Source organism: Escherichia sp. 10290, from assembly GCF_030295155.1.
In the GTDB taxonomy this organism is placed as follows: Bacteria; Pseudomonadota; Gammaproteobacteria; order Enterobacterales; family Enterobacteriaceae; genus Escherichia; species Escherichia coli_F.
Genome location: NZ_AP025741.1, coordinates 4,190,727 through 4,208,756 on the forward strand (window position 1 = coordinate 4,190,727; position 18,030 = coordinate 4,208,756).

Consider the following 18,030-nt stretch of genomic DNA (forward strand, 5'->3'; position numbering starts at 1 on the left):
CGAGATAATAATGATAGCTAAGTCATGGAGTTACTATGTCTGCCAAACATCCGGTCATTGCGGTAACAGGATCCAGCGGCGCGGGGACCACCACCACCAGTCTCGCGTTTCGTAAAATATTCGCGCAGTTAAATCTGCATGCAGCTGAGGTGGAAGGCGACAGTTTTCACCGTTACACGCGCCCGGAAATGGACATGGCGATCCGCAAGGCGCGTGATGCCGGGCGGCATATCAGCTACTTTGGCCCCGAAGCGAACGACTTCGGCCTGCTGGAACAAACCTTCATTGAATACGGTCAGAGCGGCAAAGGAAAATCACGCAAATATCTGCATACGTACGACGAAGCCGTACCGTGGAATCAGGTGCCGGGAACATTCACCCCATGGCAACCTTTACCGGAACCCACTGATGTACTGTTTTATGAAGGGCTACACGGTGGCGTCGTCACGCCACATCATAACGTTGCGCAGCATGTGGATTTACTGGTCGGCGTAGTGCCTATCGTTAACCTTGAGTGGATTCAAAAACTGATCCGCGACACCAGCGAGCGCGGGCACTCACGAGAAGCGGTGATGGACTCAGTAGTGCGTTCAATGGAAGACTATATCAACTACATCACGCCGCAGTTTTCCCGCACCCATCTTAACTTCCAGCGCGTTCCCACTGTCGACACCTCAAACCCGTTCGCGGCAAAGGGCATTCCATCACTGGATGAAAGCTTTGTGGTGATCCATTTTCGTAATCTGGAAGGGATCGATTTCCCCTGGCTGCTGGCGATGTTACAGGGCTCATTCATTTCCCACATCAATACATTAGTGGTACCGGGCGGCAAAATGGGTCTGGCAATGGAGTTAATTATGCTGCCACTGGTGCAACGATTGATGGAAGGAAAGAAAATCGAGTAACTCTGCTAATATGCCGGATAAACAATTATCCGGCATCGTACTCCTGACATTAAATCACACGGCCACCACTTCATACGAGTGAGTAATATTTACCGCTTTTTCCAGCATTAACGCTACTGAGCAATATTTCTCGGCAGAGAGATCAACCGCACGCGCAACTGCTGCGTCTTTCAGGTCGCGACCGGTGACGATAAAATGCAGATTAATGTGCGTAAACAGGCGTGGTGCCTCTTCGCGGCGTTCAGAGGTCAATTTAACTTCACAATCGACCACATCCTGACGCCCCTTTTGCAGGATAGAAACCACATCGATGGCACTGCAACCACCCGCCGCCATCAACACCATTTCCATCGGACTTGGTGCTTTATCGCCTGAGTTGCCATCCATTAAAATCTGGTGACCAGAGGCGGATTCGCCCAGAAAAGTTAACCCTTCGACCCACTTCACTCGCGCTTGCATTTTTGCTACTCCACTGCGTCAATTTTCCTGACAGAGTACGCGTACTAACCAAATCGCGCAACGGAAGGCGACCTGGGTCATGCTGAAGCGAGACACCAGGAGACACAAAGCGAAAGCTATGCTAAAACAATCAGGATGCTACAGTAATACATTGATGTACTGCATGTATGCAAAGGACGTCACATTACCGTGCAGTACAGTTGATAGCCCCTTCCCAGGTAGCGGGAAGCACAATTTCGGCAATCCAGAGACAGCGGCGTTTTCTGGCTCTGGAGAAAGCTTATAACAGAGGATAACCGCGCATGGTGCTTGGCAAACCGCAAACAGACCCGACTCTCGAATGGTTCTTGTCTCATTGCCACATTCATAAGTACCCATCCAAGAGCACGCTTATTCACCAGGGTGAAAAAGCGGAAACGCTGTACTACATCGTTAAAGGCTCTGTGGCAGTGCTGATCAAAGATGAAGAGGGTAAAGAAATGATCCTCTCCTATCTGAATCAGGGTGATTTTATTGGCGAACTGGGCCTGTTTGAAGAAGGCCAGGAACGTAGCGCATGGGTACGTGCGAAAACCGCCTGTGAAGTGGCTGAAATTTCGTACAAAAAATTTCGCCAATTGATTCAGGTAAACCCGGACATTCTGATGCGTCTGTCTGCACAGATGGCGCGTCGTCTGCAAGTCACTTCAGAGAAAGTGGGCAACCTGGCGTTCCTCGACGTGACGGGCCGCATTGCACAGACTCTGCTGAACCTGGCAAAACAACCGGATGCTATGACTCACCCGGACGGTATGCAAATCAAAATTACCCGTCAGGAAATTGGTCAGATTGTCGGCTGTTCTCGTGAAACCGTGGGACGCATTCTGAAGATGCTGGAAGATCAGAACCTGATCTCCGCACACGGTAAAACCATCGTCGTTTACGGCACTCGTTAATCCCGTCGGAGTGGCGCGTTACTGAGTAGCGCGCCATTTTGTTTCCCCCGATGTGGCGCAGACTGATTTATCACCCCGATATCAACTATGCACTACGACAAACGCTAGTGCTATGTTTGCCCGTGGCCGTTGGGTTAATGCTTGGCGAATTACGATTCGGTCTGCTCTTCTCCCTCGTTCCAGCCTGTTGCAATATTGCGGGCCTTGATACGCCTCATAAACGTTTTTTCAAACGCTTAATCATTGGTGCGTCACTGTTTGCCTCCTGTAGCTTGCTGACACAGCTACTACTGGCAAAAGATGTTCCCCTGCCCTTTTTGCTGACCGGGTTAACGCTGGTGCTTGGTGTCACTGCTGAGCTGGGGCCATTGCACGCAAAATTGCTTCCCGCATCGCTGCTCGCCGCCATTTTTACCCTCAGTCTGGCGGGATACATGCCAGTCTGGGAACCGTTGCTGATCTATGCGCTGGGCACGTTGTGGTACGGACTGTTTAACTGGTTTTGGTTCTGGCTCTGGCGCGAACAACCGCTACGCGAGTCACTAAGTCTGCTGTACCGTGAACTGGCAGATTATTGTGAAGCCAAATACAGCCTGCTTACCCAGCACACCGATCCTGAAAAAGCATTGCCACCACTGCTGGTGCGCCAGCAAAAAGCGGTCGATTTAATTACTCAGTGCTATCAGCAAATGCATATGCTTTCCGCGCAAAATAATACTGACTACAAGCGGATGCTGCGTATTTTCCAGGAGGCGCTGGATTTACAGGAACATATTTCGGTCAGCTTGCATCAGCCGGAAGAGGTGCAAAAGCTGGTCGAGCGTAGCCATGCAGAAGAAGTTATCCGCTGGAATGCGCAAACTGTCGCCACTCGCCTGCGCGTGCTGGCTGATGACATTCTTTACCATCGCCTGCCGACGCGCTTTACGATGGAAAAACAAATTGGCGCACTGGAAAAAATCGCCCGCCAGCATCCGGATAATCCGGTTGGGCAATTCTGCTATTGGCACTTCAGCCGCATCGCCCGCGTGCTGCGCACCCAAAAACCGCTCTATGCCCGTGACTTACTGGCCGATAAACAGCGGCGAATGCCGTTACTGCCGGCACTGAAAAGTTATCTGTCACTGAAATCTCCGGCGCTACGCAATGCTGGACGACTGAGTGTGATGTTAAGTGTTGCCAGCCTGATGGGTACCGCGCTGCATCTGCCGAAGTCGTACTGGATCCTGATGACGGTATTGCTGGTGACGCAAAATGGCTATGGCGCAACCCGTCTGAGGATTGTGAATCGTTCTGTGGGAACCGTGGTCGGGTTAATCATTGCGGGCGTTGCCCTGCACTTTAAAATTCCCGAAGGTTACACCCTGACGTTGATGCTGATTACCACCCTCGCCAGCTACCTGATATTGCGCAAAAACTACGGCTGGGCGACGGTCGGTTTTACTATTACCGCAGTGTATACCCTGCAACTGTTGTGGCTGAACGGTGAGCAGTACATTCTTCCGCGTCTTATTGACACCATTATTGGTTGTTTGATTGCTTTCGGCGGAACTGTCTGGCTGTGGCCGCAGTGGCAGAGCGGGTTATTGCGTAAAAACGCCCATGATGCTTTAGAAGCCTATCAGGAAGCGATTCGTTTGATTCTGAGTGAAGATCCGCAACCAACGCCACTGGCCTGGCAGCGAATGCGGGTGAATCAGGCGCATAACACTCTGTATAACTCATTGAATCAGGCGATGCAGGAACCGGCATTCAACAGCCATTATCTGGCAGATATGAAACTGTGGGTGACGCACAGCCAGTTTATTGTTGAGCATATTAATGCCATGACCACGCTGGCGCGGGAACACCGGGCATTGCCACCTGAACTGGCACAAGAGTATTTACAGTCTTGTGAAATCGCCATTCAGCGTTGTCAGCAGCGACTGGAGTATGACGAACCAGGTAGTTCTGGCGATGCCAATATCATGGATGCGCCGGAGATGCAGCCGCACGAAGGTGCAGCAGGCACACTGGAGCAGCATTTACAGCGGGTTATTGGTCATCTGAACACCATGCACACCATTTCGTCGATGGCATGGCGTCAGCGACCACATCATGGGATTTGGCTGAGTCGCAAGTTGCGGGATTCGAAGGCGTAATACAGGCTACCTTCGGATACAGCGTTCACGCCGCATCCGACATCTTTTGCCTGATGCGTCTTATTTACCCCCAACCACCTTCGCCACTGCGTGGGCGAAACGTTGCATCCCTTCATCGATATCCGCATCGTCCACCACCAGCGATGGCGCAAAACGCATCACATCAGGCCCGGCATTCAGCACCATTACGCCTTCCTCGGCACCCGCATACAGGAAATCACGCGCCCGACCTTTGTACTGTGGTTTCAGCTCTGCGCCAATCAACAGCCCCATACCGCGAATATCGCTAAACACATCGTACTGCTGATCGATCTTCTGCAAATGGTCCACAAAACGCTGGCGTTTCGCGTGAATGCCTTCCAGCACTTCAGGGGTATTGATGATATCAAACGCCGCACCCGCTACTGCACAGGCCAGTGGATTACCGCCGTAGGTGGAACCGTGAGAACCAGGATGAAACGCAGAAGCAATCTCCGCCGTAGTCAGCATGGCGCTAATCGGGAAGCCGCCGCCTAACGCTTTGGCAGAGGTCAGAATATCCGGCGTCACGCCGTAGTGCATGTAAGCAAACAAATCGCCGGTCCGCCCCATCCCGCACTGCACTTCATCAAACACCAATAATGCCTGATGCTCATCACAGAGTTCGCGCAAGCCCTGCAAAAACTCTGGCGTCGCAGCCGTCACGCCGCCCTCGCCCTGAATCGGCTCAACCACCACCGCACAGGTGTGATCATCCATCACCGCTTTCACTGCGTGGAGATCGTTAAAGGGAACGTGGATGATGTCTGCCGGTTTTGGCCCAAAGCCATCGGAATATTTTGGTTGCCCGCCCACCGAGACGGTAAACAGCGAGCGACCATGAAAAGCGTTATGGAAGGCGATAATTTTGGTTTTGAACGGGCTATGACGCACACAGGCGTAATGGCGTGCCAGTTTAAAGGCTGTTTCGTTAGCTTCCGTGCCGGAGTTCATAAACACCACGCGTTCGGCAAACGTTGCCTCAATCAGTTTACGACCAAGACGCAGCGCCGGTTCATTGGTGAAAACGTTACTGATATGCCACAGAGTTTCGCCCTGGGTTTTTAACGCGTTCACCAGCGCAGGATGGCAATGGCCCAACGCCGTAACTGCAATGCCACCCGCGAAATCGACATACTCCTTGCCTTGCTGATCCCAGATTCTGCTGCCCAGACCTTTTACCGGAATAAACTCTGCCGGAGCATAAATCGGCAGGATCACTTCATCGAAAGTCGCGCGTGTAATTGCTGTTTGTTCAATTGCCATCTCATGATCACCCTGTTACGCATAACTCAACGTGAAATTATAATCACAAAATATGCATAAAAAATCACTAAATGGCAATCAGAAATCAGCGTTCCAGGAAATTAGCCAGCAGTTGATGTCCTTGTTCGCTGAGAATACTTTCTGGATGGAACTGCACGCCTTCCAGATCCCACTGGCGATGGCGAATCCCCATAATCTCGCGGGTTTCGCTCCAGGCCGTCACTTCAAAGCACTCCGGTAATGAGTCAGGCTCCACCACCAGCGAATGGTAGCGTGTCACGGTGAGTGGATTTGCCAGCCCCTTAAATACGCCCTCACCGTTATGTGTGATCGGCGAGGTTTTGCCGTGCATCACCTTTGCTGCGCGCACAACTTTGCCACCAAATGCCTGCGCCATTGCCTGATGACCGAGGCAGACGCCAAGAATCGGCAAACTCCCGGCGTAGTGGCGAATAACGTCAAGGGAGATCCCTGCGTCGTCCGGCGTACAGGGTCCAGGTGAGATAACAATTTTTTGCGGTTTCAGGGCGTCGATATCCGCCAACGTTAACGCATCGTTGCGCTTAACCAACACGTCGGCCCCCAGTTCACAAAAGTACTGGTAGAGGTTCCAGGTGAAAGAATCGTAGTTATCAATAAGCAGGATCATGGCGGCTCCGGTACGAAAGAACCGCGCTATTTTACTCAGATTCCCCGGCTTCGCTTACCACTTTGCTAAATATCGTCTGCAGCGCAGTGAGATCCCCCATTGCCCCACTCTGATTTGCCTGATTCCAGGCCTCTTTTTCAATACCCTGCCAGCTCAGTTGATAACCAGCATGAATCGCCAGTTGCTCGAAGAAGATCCGCTGTGCCAGACCACTTCCCGCCCGGAAGGGATGCAGGACGTTGATTTCACAATAGTAGTGTGCCAGCCGCTCGACGAACTTCGTTTTCTCCAGGGCAACCAGATACCCTTCTTCCTCCAGATCCTGCATCAGGGCATTGCCCTCTTTTTCGATATAAGCAAAGTGGCAGAACGGCGTATCGCCCTGATAAATATCAACTTCACGCAGTTGCCCCGCCCAGTCGAAAATATCCTGATACAGCTGGCGATGGATAGTGCGCAAATGCGGTAAACCGCGCACCAGCGGACCAAGCTCAATGGTCGCAGCACGCAGCGCCGTCATTTCGTAAGCGGCCTGTTCCAGCCGCTGTTGCTGGCGGATGTTCAGCCGGTTCCGCATGATATCAAGGCCAGGATAAAGATACGGATCGCGCCCTTCGCCGAATTTATCGCTCATAGTGCCTCCTCAGCTCTTCAAGGCGCGCTAAAGCCTCTGCGGCAGTAAGAGTAACTAAAGGCATCTCGACGCCTTCAAGACGGCGACTGGCCTGGAAATTACGATTACGCTGAAGCTCCCAGAGACGGGACTTTTGCTTATCGGTGAGTTTCTTCACTTGATGCCTCCCTGAACGTGTCCATTTGCCACAAGTATAAGCGGCAAATCCGGGTTACGCCGGGAGAGCAGAAGCGCGGGCAAGATTGCCCGCGCGAGAAATCATTACGGCAGGACTTTAGCGGAAAGGATAACTACCGGTTTTGACGGCACATTCTGGTACGGACCAACGTCATGAGTCGGCACCTGGGAAATCTTATCGGCAACGTCCATGCCTTTCACCACTTTACCAAATACCGCGTAACCGAAATCACGCTGACCGTGGTCGAGGAAGGCGTTATCGGCAACGTTGATAAAGAACTGGCTGGTGGCGCTGTCTTTGTCAGCGGTACGCGCCATCGCGATGGTGCCACGCGTGTTGCGCAGGCCGTTATCGGCTTCATTTTTGATTGGCGGGTTTGGTTTTTTCTGCTGCATCTGCTCGGTGAAACCGCCGCCCTGAATCATAAAGCCAGGAATGACGCGGTGAAAGGTGGTGTTGTTATAAAAACCACTGTTCACATAATCGACAAAGTTTTGCACTGACACTGGCGCTTTCTGGCTATTAAGCTCCAGTTCAATGTTACCAGCTGAGGTTGTCAACAATACGTGCGGGTCCCCTTTCGCTGCCATTGCTGCGGGAGAAAGAGCAGAAAGAGCGAAAACAGCAGCCATCGCCGCCAGGGTCGATTTGAACATGAGATTTCCTTAACAAACAGAGCAGAAAAAAAGCAAGTGAAGAGATTCTAAATAGCCTTCAAGAACAAGGCCATCCCTTTACCTAATTTTACGTATCTGAAATATATGTAACCTGACGATTACTTTTTATTCCGTGATCAAAATCACCCTTAAAATGCAATTTAGCAACCGATTGCAATAAAACATTTAAACAGATCACAAAATCACCTAAAATCGCCCGCTCGCGGCATATCCCGCTATGCCATTTTATTTTTGAACGCAGGCCAATCATGACTAACAGCAATCGCATCAAGCTCACATGGATTAGCTTTCTCTCCTACGCACTGACGGGTGCGTTGGTTATTGTCACCGGGATGGTGATGGGAAATATCGCCGATTATTTCAATCTGCCTGTTTCCAGTATGAGTAACACCTTCACCTTCCTCAATGCTGGCATTTTAATCTCTATCTTCCTCAATGCCTGGCTGATGGAAATCGTCCCGTTAAAAACGCAGTTACGTTTTGGCTTTCTCCTGATGGTGCTAGCGGTTGCTGGTTTGATGTTTAGCCACAGCCTGGCGCTTTTCTCGGCAGCGATGTTCATTCTCGGGGTGGTCAGCGGTATCACTATGTCGATTGGTACATTCCTGATAACACAAATGTATGAAGGGCGTCAGCGCGGTTCTCGCCTGTTATTTACCGACTCCTTCTTCAGTATGGCAGGGATGATTTTCCCAATGATCGCCGCGTTTCTGCTGGCGCGCAGCATTGAGTGGTACTGGGTTTATGCCTGCATCGGGCTGGTTTACGTCGCTATTTTTATTCTGACCTTCGGCTGTGAGTTTCCGGCACTGGGCAAACATGCACCAAAAACGGATGCTCCGGTAGCGAAAGAAAAATGGGGGATCGGCGTGCTGTTTCTCTCTGTTGCGGCGCTGTGCTACATCCTCGGTCAGTTAGGTTTTATCTCCTGGGTACCAGAGTATGCCAAAGGCCTGGGCATGAGCCTGAACGACGCAGGTACGCTGGTGAGTAACTTCTGGATGTCCTATATGGTCGGCATGTGGGCGTTCAGCTTTATTCTTCGCTTCTTTGATTTGCAACGTATTCTGACCGTACTGGCCGGTCTGGCTGCGATTCTAATGTACGTCTTTAACACCGGAACACCGGCACATATGGCGTGGTCAATTCTCGCCCTGGGCTTCTTCTCCAGCGCGATCTATACCACCATCATCACCCTGGGTTCACAGCAAACCAAAGTACCGTCACCAAAACTGGTTAACTTTGTCCTGACCTGCGGGACCATCGGTACCATGCTGACCTTTGTCGTTACCGGCCCGATTGTTGAACATAGCGGTCCAAAGGCGGCGCTGCTGACGGCAAACGGTCTGTACGCTGTCGTCTTTGTGATGTGCTTCCTGTTAGGTTTCGTCAGCCGTCACCGTCAGCATAACACCCTGACCTCTCATTAATTGCTCATGCCGGGCGGCGCTATCGTCGTCCGGCCTTTTCCTCACTTACCCCGCTACGTACGTCTATTTCTATAAACCCTTTCATTTTGTCTATTTTTTGCACACGAATGAAATGTCAGACAATTCCGTGACTTAAGAAAATTTATACAAATCAGCAATATACCTCTTAAGGAGTATATAAAGGTGAATTTGATTTACATCAATAAGCGGGGTTGCTGAATCGTTAAGGTAGGCGGTAATAGAAAAGAAATCGAGGCAAAAATGAGCAAAGTCAGACTCGCAATTATCGGTAACGGTATGGTCGGCCATCGCTTTATCGAAGATCTTCTTGATAAATCTGATGCGGCCAACTTTGATATTACCGTTTTCTGTGAAGAACCGCGCATCGCTTATGACCGCGTACACCTCTCGTCTTACTTCTCTCACCACACCGCCGAAGAGCTGTCGCTGGTGCGCGAAGGCTTTTACGAAAAACACGGTATTAAAGTTCTGGTCGGCGAACGCGCTATCACCATCAACCGTCAGGAGAAGGTGATTCACTCCAGCGCCGGACGTACCGTTTTTTATGACAAGCTGATCATGGCGACCGGTTCCTATCCGTGGATCCCGCCAATCAAAGGTTCTGATACTCAGGACTGCTTTGTCTATCGCACCATTGAAGACCTCAACGCCATTGAATCCTGCGCCCGTCGCAGTAAGCGCGGTGCCGTTGTTGGCGGCGGCCTGTTAGGTCTGGAAGCCGCTGGCGCGCTGAAAAACTTAGGCATTGAAACCCACGTTATCGAATTTGCCCCTATGCTGATGGCGGAACAGCTTGATCAGATGGGCGGCGAGCAATTGCGTCGCAAAATCGAAAGCATGGGTGTACGCGTTCACACCAGCAAAAACACTCTTGAGATTGTGCAGGAAGGTGTCGAAGCGCGTAAAACCATGCGTTTTGCCGACGGCAGCGAACTGGAAGTCGACTTTATCGTCTTCTCTACCGGTATCCGTCCGCGCGATAAGCTGGCAACCCAGTGTGGTCTGGACGTTGCTCCTCGTGGGGGTATCGTCATTAATGATTCCTGCCAGACTTCCGATCCAGATATCTACGCCATCGGTGAATGCGCAAGCTGGAACAACCGTGTATTTGGTCTGGTAGCACCTGGCTACAAAATGGCGCAGGTCGCCGTTGACCATATTCTCGGTAGCGAAAACGCCTTTGAAGGTGCTGACCTTAGCGCCAAGCTGAAACTGCTTGGCGTAGACGTAGGCGGTATTGGCGATGCTCACGGTCGCACGCCTGGCGCACGTAGCTACGTTTACCTCGACGAAAGTAAAGAGATCTACAAACGCCTGATTGTCAGCGAAGACAACAAAACCCTGCTCGGTGCAGTACTGGTGGGTGATACCAGCGACTACGGTAACCTGCTGCAACTGGTGCTGAACGCAATCGAACTGCCGGAAAACCCGGATTCCCTGATCCTGCCGGCGCACTCAGGTAGCGGCAAGCCGTCTATTGGTGTTGATAAACTGCCGGACAGCGCGCAAATCTGCTCCTGCTTCGACGTCACCAAAGGCGATCTGATTGCTGCCATCAACAAAGGCTGCCACACCGTTGCGGCGCTGAAAGCCGAAACCAAAGCGGGTACTGGCTGCGGTGGCTGTATCCCGCTGGTCACTCAGGTACTGAACGCGGAACTGGCAAAACAGGGTATCGAAGTTAACAATAACCTGTGCGAACACTTTGCTTATTCGCGTCAGGAACTGTTCCATTTGATCCGCGTTGAAGGCATTAAAACCTTCGAAGAACTGCTGGCGAAACACGGTAAAGGCTACGGTTGTGAGGTTTGTAAACCGACCGTCGGTTCGCTGCTGGCCTCCTGCTGGAACGAATACATTCTGAAGCCGGAACATACTCCGCTGCAGGATTCTAACGACAACTTCCTCGCTAACATCCAGAAAGACGGCACCTACTCGGTGATCCCGCGTTCTCCGGGTGGTGAAATCACCCCAGAAGGGCTGATGGCAGTGGGTCGTATCGCGCGTGAATTTAATCTCTACACCAAAATCACCGGCTCCCAGCGTCTGGCGATGTTTGGCGCACAGAAAGACGATCTGCCGGAGATCTGGCGTCAGCTGATTGAAGCAGGTTTCGAAACCGGTCATGCCTATGCGAAAGCACTGCGTATGGCGAAAACCTGCGTGGGTAGCACCTGGTGCCGCTATGGCGTTGGCGACAGCGTCGGCCTCGGCGTGGAACTGGAAAACCGCTACAAAGGCATCCGTACGCCGCACAAAATGAAGTTCGGTGTCTCCGGCTGTACCCGTGAATGTTCAGAAGCTCAGGGTAAAGACGTAGGTATTATCGCCACCGAAAAAGGCTGGAACCTGTATGTGTGCGGTAACGGCGGCATGAAACCGCGTCATGCGGATCTGCTGGCAGCGGATATCGATCGCGAAACGCTGATCAAATATCTTGACCGCTTCATGATGTTCTACATCCGTACTGCCGACAAACTGACGCGTACCGCACCGTGGTTAGAAAACCTCGAAGGCGGCATCGATTACCTGAAAGCGGTGATCATTGACGACAAGCTGGGGCTGAACGCACATCTGGAAGAAGAGATGGCGCGCCTGCGTGAAGCGGTAGTGTGTGAGTGGACTGAAACGGTCAATACACCGTCCGCGCAGATTCGCTTCAAACACTTCATCAACAGCGACAAGCGTGACCCGAACGTGCAGATGGTGCCAGAGCGCGAACAGCACCGTCCGGCAACGCCGTATGAACGTATCCCGGTAACTCTGGTGGAGGACAACGCATGAGCCAGTGGAAAGACATCTGCAAAATTGATGACATCCTGCCTGAAACCGGCGTCTGCGCGCTGTTAGGTGACGAGCAGGTAGCGATTTTCCGCCCGTATCACAGCGACCAGGTGTTTGCGATCAGCAACATCGATCCGTTCTTCGAATCCAGCGTGCTGTCACGCGGGCTGATTGCGGAACACCAGGGCGAGCTGTGGGCCGCCAGTCCGCTGAAAAAACAGCGTTTTCGCTTAAGCGACGGTTTATGCATGGAAGATGAACAGTTTTCCGTCAAGCATTACGAGGCACGAGTGAAAGACGGCGTGGTACAGCTACGCGGTTAATTGTTTTAACGGGAGGCGCAATGCCTCCCCTTTTTGCATTGTCCTGTAATGACCTTAAGTATATTGCAGGACATTTTTTAAACTTTTTGTTTTATTTTTTGTTTTTATTTTTTAAAGGATAATCAAATGTTTACAGACACTATTAATAAGTGTGCGGCTAACGCTGCGCGCATTGCACGCCTGTCGGCAAATAACCCGCTCGGCTTCTGGGTAAGCTCCGCGATGGCGGGCGCGTATGTGGGGCTGGGGATCATCCTGATTTTCACGCTCGGTAATTTGCTCGATCCGTCCGTACGTCCTCTGGTGATGGGCGCGACCTTTGGTATCGCCTTAACGCTGGTCATTATCGCCGGTTCTGAACTGTTCACCGGACACACCATGTTCCTCACCTTTGGGGTGAAAGCGGGCACCATTAGCCACGGGCAAATGTGGGCAATCCTGCCGCAAACCTGGCTGGGTAACCTGGTCGGTTCCGTCTTTGTTGCCATGCTTTATAGCTGGGGCGGTGGTAGCCTTTTGCCAGTAGATACCAGTATTGTTCACTCCGTCGCGCTGGCTAAAACCACCGCACCGGCAATGGTACTGTTCTTCAAAGGCGCATTGTGTAACTGGCTGGTTTGTCTGGCAATCTGGATGGCACTGCGTACTGAAGGCGCGGCGAAATTTATCGCAATCTGGTGGTGTCTGCTGGCGTTTATTGCGTCCGGTTACGAGCACTCCATCGCTAACATGACGCTGTTCGCGCTCTCATGGTTCGGCAACCACAGCGAAGCCTACACGCTGGCGGGTATTGGTCATAACCTGCTGTGGGTGACGCTGGGTAATACTTTATCGGGTGCCGTATTCATGGGATTGGGTTATTGGTATGCTACGCCGAAAGCTAATCGTCCGGTTGCGGACAAATTTAATCAAACTGAAACGGCTGCCGGTTAATTATTAAGGGGTTTTTACGTGGATCATTTGCCTATATTTTGCCAATTACGCGACCGCGACTGTTTGATTGTCGGCGGTGGTGATGTCGCGGAACGCAAAGCAAGGTTGCTGTTAGACGCAGGTGCTCGCTTAACGGTGAATGCATTAGCGTTTATTCCACAGTTCACCGCATGGGCAGATGCAGGCATGTTAACCCTCGTCGAAGGGCCATTTGATGAAAGCCTTCTCGACACCTGCTGGCTGGCAATTGCGGCGACGGATGATGACGCGCTTAACCAGCGTGTCAGCGAAGCCGCCGAATCTCGTCGTATCTTCTGTAACGTGGTCGATGCGCCGAAAGCCGCCAGCTTTATTATGCCGTCGATTATTGACCGCTCCCCGCTCATGGTAGCGGTCTCCTCTGGCGGCACCTCTCCGGTTCTGGCGCGACTGTTGCGCGAAAAACTTGAATCACTGCTGCCGCTGCATCTCGGCCAGGTAGCAAAATATGCGGGGCAGTTACGCGGTCGGGTCAAACGACAGTTCGCCACGATGGGTGAACGTCGCCGTTTCTGGGAAAAACTGTTCGTTAATGATCGCCTGGCGCAGTCGCTGGCGAACAACGATCAGAAAGCCATTACCGAAACGACCGAACAGTTAATCAATGAACCGCTCGATCATCGCGGTGAAGTGGTGCTGGTTGGCGCAGGTCCGGGCGATGCCGGTCTGCTGACACTAAAAGGACTGCAACAAATTCAGCAGGCAGATGTGGTGGTCTACGACCGTCTGGTTTCTGACGATATTATGAATCTGGTACGCCGCGATGCTGATCGCGTTTTCGTCGGCAAACGCGCGGGATACCACTGCGTACCGCAGGAAGAGATTAACCAGATCCTGCTGCGGGAAGCGCAAAAAGGCAAACGCGTGGTGCGGCTGAAAGGCGGCGATCCGTTTATTTTTGGCCGTGGTGGCGAAGAGCTGGAAACACTGTGCAATGCAGGCATTCCGTTCTCGGTGGTTCCAGGTATTACCGCAGCGTCTGGTTGCTCTGCCTATTCGGGCATTCCGCTCACGCATCGCGATTATGCTCAGAGCGTACGCTTAATTACCGGACACTTAAAAACCGGTGGCGAGCTGGACTGGGAAAACCTGGCAGCCGAAAAACAGACGCTGGTGTTCTATATGGGGCTTAATCAGGCCGCGACCATTCAGCAAAAACTGATTGAACACGGAATGCCTTGCGAAATGCCGGTGGCGATTGTCGAAAACGGTACGGCGGTAACGCAACGCGTGATTGACGGTACGCTCACGCAACTGGGCGAGCTGGCGCAGCAAATGAACAGTCCCTCATTAATTATTATTGGTCGGGTCGTTGGCCTGCGCGATAAATTGAACTGGTTCTCTAACCATTAATTTTACCCGGGCCAGATAATTCTGGCCCTCTTTATCACTCTTTTTATATATTCAGCAAATAAAGCATACCCTCTTAATAAATATCATTTGCTAATGGATTATATTCACCGTTACAGCGACTTACAAAATTAAGTCATTCACTCACTGACGCCAATTAAATATTCCTGTATCGTTCTTTATGAGCAGTCCGCTTATATTCATATAATCAATGAATATTAATTAATATATAATACATAGGGAATGTAAATGAACAAATTTATTAAAGTTGCACTGGTAGGTGCAGTACTGGCTACGTTAACTGCATGTACTGGTCATATTGAAAACCGTGATAAGAACTGCTCTTACGACTACCTGCTGCACCCGGCAATTTCTATTTCTAAAATCATTGGCGGTTGCGGTCCTACTGCACAGTAAGTCTCTGACAGAAATCGGCTAACACCGATTTAATGAGCTAACGCCCTCTGAATTTTCCGAGGGCGTATTTTTCTCCATCCTCTGCGAAAACATCGTTCCCAGAATTAAACGCTGGCAATACTCTCGCGCAAAATCCGCAATACCGTCTCATCACCGCTGCGATTCGGGTTAATGCGAATTGCACAATGTTCTAATTGCGGATTCGCCTGACGAAACGTTCCGGAAAGTCGATAAAAGAGCGGCGGGATTTCATATTTTGACTCTGCGCCGACCGGGTAAGGCAACGCGCCGCGCTTTTGCGCCTCTTCAAGCACTCTGGCGGCAATCGGTTGATGAAACTCCACAATCAACACCTTCGACTGCGCATTGGCAATAACGGCGCTTTTAACTTCCGCCACCGCGCCACCGTTAAGTAAATCCAGCAACCGTTCAGATACCCCCGCCTGCACCGCGTGCATGACTGGCGCAAACACCAGACCACGCAATACTTCCAGCGCCTGTGCGCCCTGGATCTGACTGCCGCCGGAATAGAGCGTGGCGCGGATCCGGTTAATAACATCGGCATCACCTACCACTGCGCCAACACCCTCTGGTCCAAACAGCTTGAAACAGGAGAATGTCGAAACATTCGCGCCGCATTCGCAGCCAATTCGAGCCACCTTCATCACCGCATAATTGTCATCGGTTAACGCAGGAACGCCAGCCGAACGCAATGTTGCCAGCACATCTGCCAGCACATAGCTGTCCTGCGGCTGTTGGCGCGTATGCTGCACCAGCGCGGCATCTGGTTGTTGCTCGTCGACGACCTGCTTCAGTGCCGACAGGTCATTAAAATCAGCAGTGATAAGCGTCAGCCCCATCTGCGCAATAATGACCTGAGTCGTCGGGTAAACCGGCGCGTCATGCACCAGAAGACGCTGCCCCGGTTTGAGCAAAGCTGCCAGCGCCGCACGAATCGCTCCAGTACCTGCGCCCTGTACCAGCGCCGCCGCTGGCGCATGAAACGCATCAGCCAGCACCTGCTCCACACGCTGAGTAATACGCGGTTGATTCAGCCCTGGCGTTAAGCCTAAATCCCCGCGTGTAAGAAACTCGCTGCCGGGAAAATGACGGCAAATCGTATCCACCAACGCAAACTGCTTTTGCTGCGCTTCAATAAGCGTCAGGCTTTGCAAAGGAAACGTCTTCATAGGTACCTTCCTTAAGCCGGAACGAACAGACCAAGCCAGTAAAGAACATTCAGCAGGATGCCGGTGATCATTACGGCTACGACCGGTGCCGCCATTTTCTGTACCGGACGGCCCAGGGATTCGTTGAGGAAGTAAATGGCAACCGCGATGGAGAATCCGGTATAGCCCGCCATCTTAATTGCTGCGAAAATAGAACCGACCAGCAGAGCCACTTCCATCAGCATATTCATGGCGTTACGGATGTTATCCGACGCATTACGTACCGATGGGTAGCGTCCCAGCCATTTGCCGATCGAACGAAGTAACAGGACTTCTGCCGAAATAACCACTGCGCCTAATACCGCCGCAACCATCGGATTCGGAGAGAGATAGCCCACCGCATAAACAAAGGTAAAGCCCGCAACGGCATACACACCTGTTGCTAACGCGGTGGTGGCAATCAACGGCACAAAGCCCAGCCCGCGCATAAATTCCGCCAGCGCCGCCTGGTTGATCAGCGTTTGCGATTGCTCCGGTGTAACGCCTGCGGAATATGCTTTCTCCAGGGTGAAGATCGACACTTCACTACCAGCAAAAATCTTCATGCTGGCAACTGCGGCAATCAGCGCCCCTACGATGGCGATATACGGTAAGTTTTTGATAATCCGCGACGTGCGTTCTTCAAACACCGAAAGCCCGCTGGCATCAATATCATTTTCATCACGATGACGCAGGTCGTGAGTTATCGCGATCCCCAGCAGCATCACCATGCCAATAAAGATTTCGATGGATTCCGGATTGAGATGCGGGAAATAGCGCACTACCACCACACGGGTCATCAACACTACCACGGCGGCGATCAGACTTTGCTTCCAGCCAAACTGGTAGAAAATCGCCACCAACGGGAACAGTGCAAAAGCTGAAACCACTGGCGAGCTTAATTCCCCCAGACTACCTAATACATCCACCGGTAGCGCGGTCAGCAGCTGGTTTACCGGCAGCAGGCAGGTGAGGATCAGTACGCCCCAGAGTGCACCAAGGCCAAACGCCATCAGGCTGTTTATCGCCAGTACGCCGAGGATATCGGTAGGAAGAAAGAGTAACCATGCGTTGAGCAACCCGGTTTTCAGGGTAAAAGAGATCCCCACCGAGGCCACAAAACCAATGCTCAGACCAAAAGCGATACTCCCCGCCTCACGACGGTTCATATAGCCTTCAATCAGTTGCGGCAGGATCGGGCGGATACCGTCATGAAAAACGGCTGCCGAGCGATGCGCCAGAAGCGATGTCATACCCGTCAGGCACGCCACCACGATAATCTGAATATACAGATCCATAGTCGTGCCTTTTATTTCAGATGGTTAATCAGCATCGGAATCGCATGTTCGACGTGCTCAACGGAAAGCCCAAACGCCACTTTCCCTTCGGCGATCATTTTGGCGATATGCTCGTCTTTCGCTTTAATGCCCGGCTTGGCAATGGTGCAACTTTTGTTATAGCCAATCACCGCGATGGCAATCGACAATGCCGCGCCCGCACCGGTATTACACGCGCCGATGTAGTAATCCAGTTGCCCGGATTTCACCTTCATCGCCGCTTCCATGTCGTTATGAATGAAAACTTCAAAACAGCCAGGAGCCGTCGCTTCAATGGTTTTTTTAATCTGCTCACGCTGTAAGCCTGCAACACCAATCTTTTTCAT

The 18,030-nt window shown here is 51.8% G+C and carries 18 protein-coding genes; 9 read left to right on the forward strand and 9 right to left on the reverse strand.

Annotated features, from left to right (window positions below; genetic code table 11):
- The first annotated feature begins 35 nt into the window (after positions 1-35).
- Entirely contained in the window at positions 36-905 is an 870-nt protein-coding gene (locus QUE74_RS21265; RefSeq protein WP_001274672.1) for a phosphoribulokinase, read from the forward strand.
- Between the two features lie 54 nt (positions 906-959).
- On the opposite strand, the gene QUE74_RS21270 is transcribed toward QUE74_RS21265, so the two are convergent.
- Entirely contained in the window at positions 960-1,364 is a 405-nt protein-coding gene (locus QUE74_RS21270; protein ID WP_001148909.1) for an OsmC family protein, read from the reverse strand.
- A gap of 302 nt (positions 1,365-1,666) precedes the next feature.
- On the opposite strand from QUE74_RS21270, the gene crp reads away from it, so the two are divergent.
- Both crp and QUE74_RS21280 read left to right on the forward strand, forming a co-directional pair.
- Complete coding sequence (crp, locus tag QUE74_RS21275) at positions 1,667-2,299, forward strand: cAMP-activated global transcriptional regulator CRP (RefSeq protein WP_000242755.1); 633 nt, start codon at positions 1,667-1,669, stop codon at positions 2,297-2,299.
- Positions 2,300-2,349: 50 nt separating this feature from the next.
- On the forward strand, positions 2,350-4,440 hold the full coding sequence (locus tag QUE74_RS21280; protein ID WP_001354998.1) for a YccS/YhfK family putative transporter: 2,091 nt from the start codon (positions 2,350-2,352) through the stop codon (positions 4,438-4,440).
- A gap of 60 nt (positions 4,441-4,500) precedes the next feature.
- Here the strand turns inward: QUE74_RS21280 and argD are convergent, their stop codons facing one another.
- The 5 genes from argD to ppiA all read right to left on the reverse strand — a co-directional run bounded on the left by argD (position 4,501) and on the right by ppiA (position 7,841).
- The gene (gene argD / locus QUE74_RS21285; protein ID WP_000963762.1) at positions 4,501-5,724 is read right to left on the reverse strand and encodes a bifunctional acetylornithine/succinyldiaminopimelate transaminase; all 1,224 of its coding nucleotides are present in this window, start codon (positions 5,722-5,724) and stop codon (positions 4,501-4,503) included.
- An 85-nt stretch (positions 5,725-5,809) separates the two neighbouring features.
- Entirely contained in the window at positions 5,810-6,373 is a 564-nt protein-coding gene (pabA, locus tag QUE74_RS21290) for an aminodeoxychorismate synthase component 2 (protein WP_000601833.1), read from the reverse strand.
- 31 nt (positions 6,374-6,404) lie between these two features.
- Positions 6,405-7,007 (reverse strand): putative adenosine monophosphate-protein transferase Fic, encoded by a 603-nt coding sequence (locus QUE74_RS21295; RefSeq protein ID WP_001280635.1) that lies wholly within the window; start codon positions 7,005-7,007, stop codon positions 6,405-6,407.
- Complete coding sequence (ficA, locus tag QUE74_RS21300; RefSeq protein WP_000736860.1) at positions 6,997-7,164, reverse strand: FicA/YhfG family antitoxin; 168 nt, start codon at positions 7,162-7,164, stop codon at positions 6,997-6,999. Before ficA ends, QUE74_RS21295 begins: the two co-directional genes overlap by 11 nt.
- Positions 7,165-7,268: 104 nt before the next feature.
- On the reverse strand, positions 7,269-7,841 hold the full coding sequence (gene ppiA / locus QUE74_RS21305) for a peptidylprolyl isomerase A (RefSeq protein ID WP_000477231.1): 573 nt from the start codon (positions 7,839-7,841) through the stop codon (positions 7,269-7,271).
- A 269-nt stretch (positions 7,842-8,110) separates the two neighbouring features.
- Here ppiA and tsgA point away from each other — a divergent pair, with 269 nt between their 5' ends.
- The 6 genes from tsgA (at position 8,111) to QUE74_RS21335 (ending at position 15,159) form a co-directional block, all read left to right on the forward strand.
- Positions 8,111-9,292: an MFS transporter TsgA gene (gene tsgA, locus QUE74_RS21310; RefSeq protein WP_000185227.1), complete on the forward strand. Its 1,182-nt coding sequence runs from the start codon at positions 8,111-8,113 to the stop codon at positions 9,290-9,292.
- Between the two features lie 261 nt (positions 9,293-9,553).
- The gene (nirB, locus tag QUE74_RS21315; RefSeq protein ID WP_000049210.1) at positions 9,554-12,097 is read left to right on the forward strand and encodes an NADPH-nitrite reductase large subunit; all 2,544 of its coding nucleotides are present in this window, start codon (positions 9,554-9,556) and stop codon (positions 12,095-12,097) included.
- On the forward strand, positions 12,094-12,420 hold the full coding sequence (gene nirD, locus QUE74_RS21320; RefSeq protein ID WP_286331835.1) for a nitrite reductase small subunit NirD: 327 nt from the start codon (positions 12,094-12,096) through the stop codon (positions 12,418-12,420). Before nirB ends, nirD begins: the two co-directional genes overlap by 4 nt.
- A 126-nt stretch (positions 12,421-12,546) precedes the next feature.
- On the forward strand, positions 12,547-13,353 hold the full coding sequence (gene nirC, locus QUE74_RS21325; protein ID WP_000493563.1) for a nitrite transporter NirC: 807 nt from the start codon (positions 12,547-12,549) through the stop codon (positions 13,351-13,353).
- An 18-nt stretch (positions 13,354-13,371) separates the two neighbouring features.
- Positions 13,372-14,745: a siroheme synthase CysG gene (gene cysG, locus QUE74_RS21330; protein WP_000349877.1), complete on the forward strand. Its 1,374-nt coding sequence runs from the start codon at positions 13,372-13,374 to the stop codon at positions 14,743-14,745.
- A 246-nt stretch (positions 14,746-14,991) separates the two neighbouring features.
- The gene (locus QUE74_RS21335; protein ID WP_001031834.1) at positions 14,992-15,159 is read left to right on the forward strand and encodes a YhfL family protein; all 168 of its coding nucleotides are present in this window, start codon (positions 14,992-14,994) and stop codon (positions 15,157-15,159) included.
- A gap of 104 nt (positions 15,160-15,263) precedes the next feature.
- Here QUE74_RS21335 and QUE74_RS21340 read toward each other — a convergent pair whose 3' ends face one another.
- The 3 genes from QUE74_RS21340 to QUE74_RS21350 are packed head-to-tail and all read right to left on the reverse strand — an operon-like array spanning position 15,264 to position 18,030.
- Positions 15,264-16,349 (reverse strand): aminotransferase class I/II-fold pyridoxal phosphate-dependent enzyme, encoded by a 1,086-nt coding sequence (locus QUE74_RS21340; RefSeq protein ID WP_000847200.1) that lies wholly within the window; start codon positions 16,347-16,349, stop codon positions 15,264-15,266.
- 11 nt (positions 16,350-16,360) lie between these two features.
- On the reverse strand, positions 16,361-17,665 hold the full coding sequence (locus QUE74_RS21345) for a YhfT family protein (RefSeq protein WP_000366881.1): 1,305 nt from the start codon (positions 17,663-17,665) through the stop codon (positions 16,361-16,363).
- 11 nt (positions 17,666-17,676) lie between these two features.
- Complete coding sequence (locus QUE74_RS21350) at positions 17,677-18,030, reverse strand: DUF2620 domain-containing protein (protein WP_000719728.1); 354 nt, start codon at positions 18,028-18,030, stop codon at positions 17,677-17,679.

Bases quoted from the DNA above. Each gene is read 5' to 3' on its own strand.
- QUE74_RS21270 (WP_001148909.1), bottom strand. From the start codon at position 1,364: ATGCAAGCGCGAGTGAAGTGGGTCGAAGGGTTAACTTTTCTGGGCGAA.
- nirD (WP_286331835.1), top strand. From the start codon at position 12,094: ATGAGCCAGTGGAAAGACATCTGCAAAATTGATGACATCCTGCCTGAA.
- QUE74_RS21340 (WP_000847200.1), bottom strand. From the start codon at position 16,349: ATGAAGACGTTTCCTTTGCAAAGCCTGACGCTTATTGAAGCGCAGCAA.
- nirB (WP_000049210.1), top strand. From the start codon at position 9,554: ATGAGCAAAGTCAGACTCGCAATTATCGGTAACGGTATGGTCGGCCAT.
- QUE74_RS21280 (WP_001354998.1), top strand. From the start codon at position 2,350: ATGTGGCGCAGACTGATTTATCACCCCGATATCAACTATGCACTACGA.
- ppiA (WP_000477231.1), bottom strand. From the start codon at position 7,841: ATGTTCAAATCGACCCTGGCGGCGATGGCTGCTGTTTTCGCTCTTTCT.
- nirC (WP_000493563.1), top strand. From the start codon at position 12,547: ATGTTTACAGACACTATTAATAAGTGTGCGGCTAACGCTGCGCGCATT.
- QUE74_RS21350 (WP_000719728.1), bottom strand. From the start codon at position 18,030: ATGAAAAAGATTGGTGTTGCAGGCTTACAGCGTGAGCAGATTAAAAAA.
- QUE74_RS21295 (WP_001280635.1), bottom strand. From the start codon at position 7,007: ATGAGCGATAAATTCGGCGAAGGGCGCGATCCGTATCTTTATCCTGGC.
- QUE74_RS21345 (WP_000366881.1), bottom strand. From the start codon at position 17,665: ATGGATCTGTATATTCAGATTATCGTGGTGGCGTGCCTGACGGGTATG.
- QUE74_RS21265 (WP_001274672.1), top strand. From the start codon at position 36: ATGTCTGCCAAACATCCGGTCATTGCGGTAACAGGATCCAGCGGCGCG.
- QUE74_RS21335 (WP_001031834.1), top strand. From the start codon at position 14,992: ATGAACAAATTTATTAAAGTTGCACTGGTAGGTGCAGTACTGGCTACG.
- tsgA (WP_000185227.1), top strand. From the start codon at position 8,111: ATGACTAACAGCAATCGCATCAAGCTCACATGGATTAGCTTTCTCTCC.
- crp (WP_000242755.1), top strand. From the start codon at position 1,667: ATGGTGCTTGGCAAACCGCAAACAGACCCGACTCTCGAATGGTTCTTG.
- argD (WP_000963762.1), bottom strand. From the start codon at position 5,724: ATGGCAATTGAACAAACAGCAATTACACGCGCGACTTTCGATGAAGTG.
- pabA (WP_000601833.1), bottom strand. From the start codon at position 6,373: ATGATCCTGCTTATTGATAACTACGATTCTTTCACCTGGAACCTCTAC.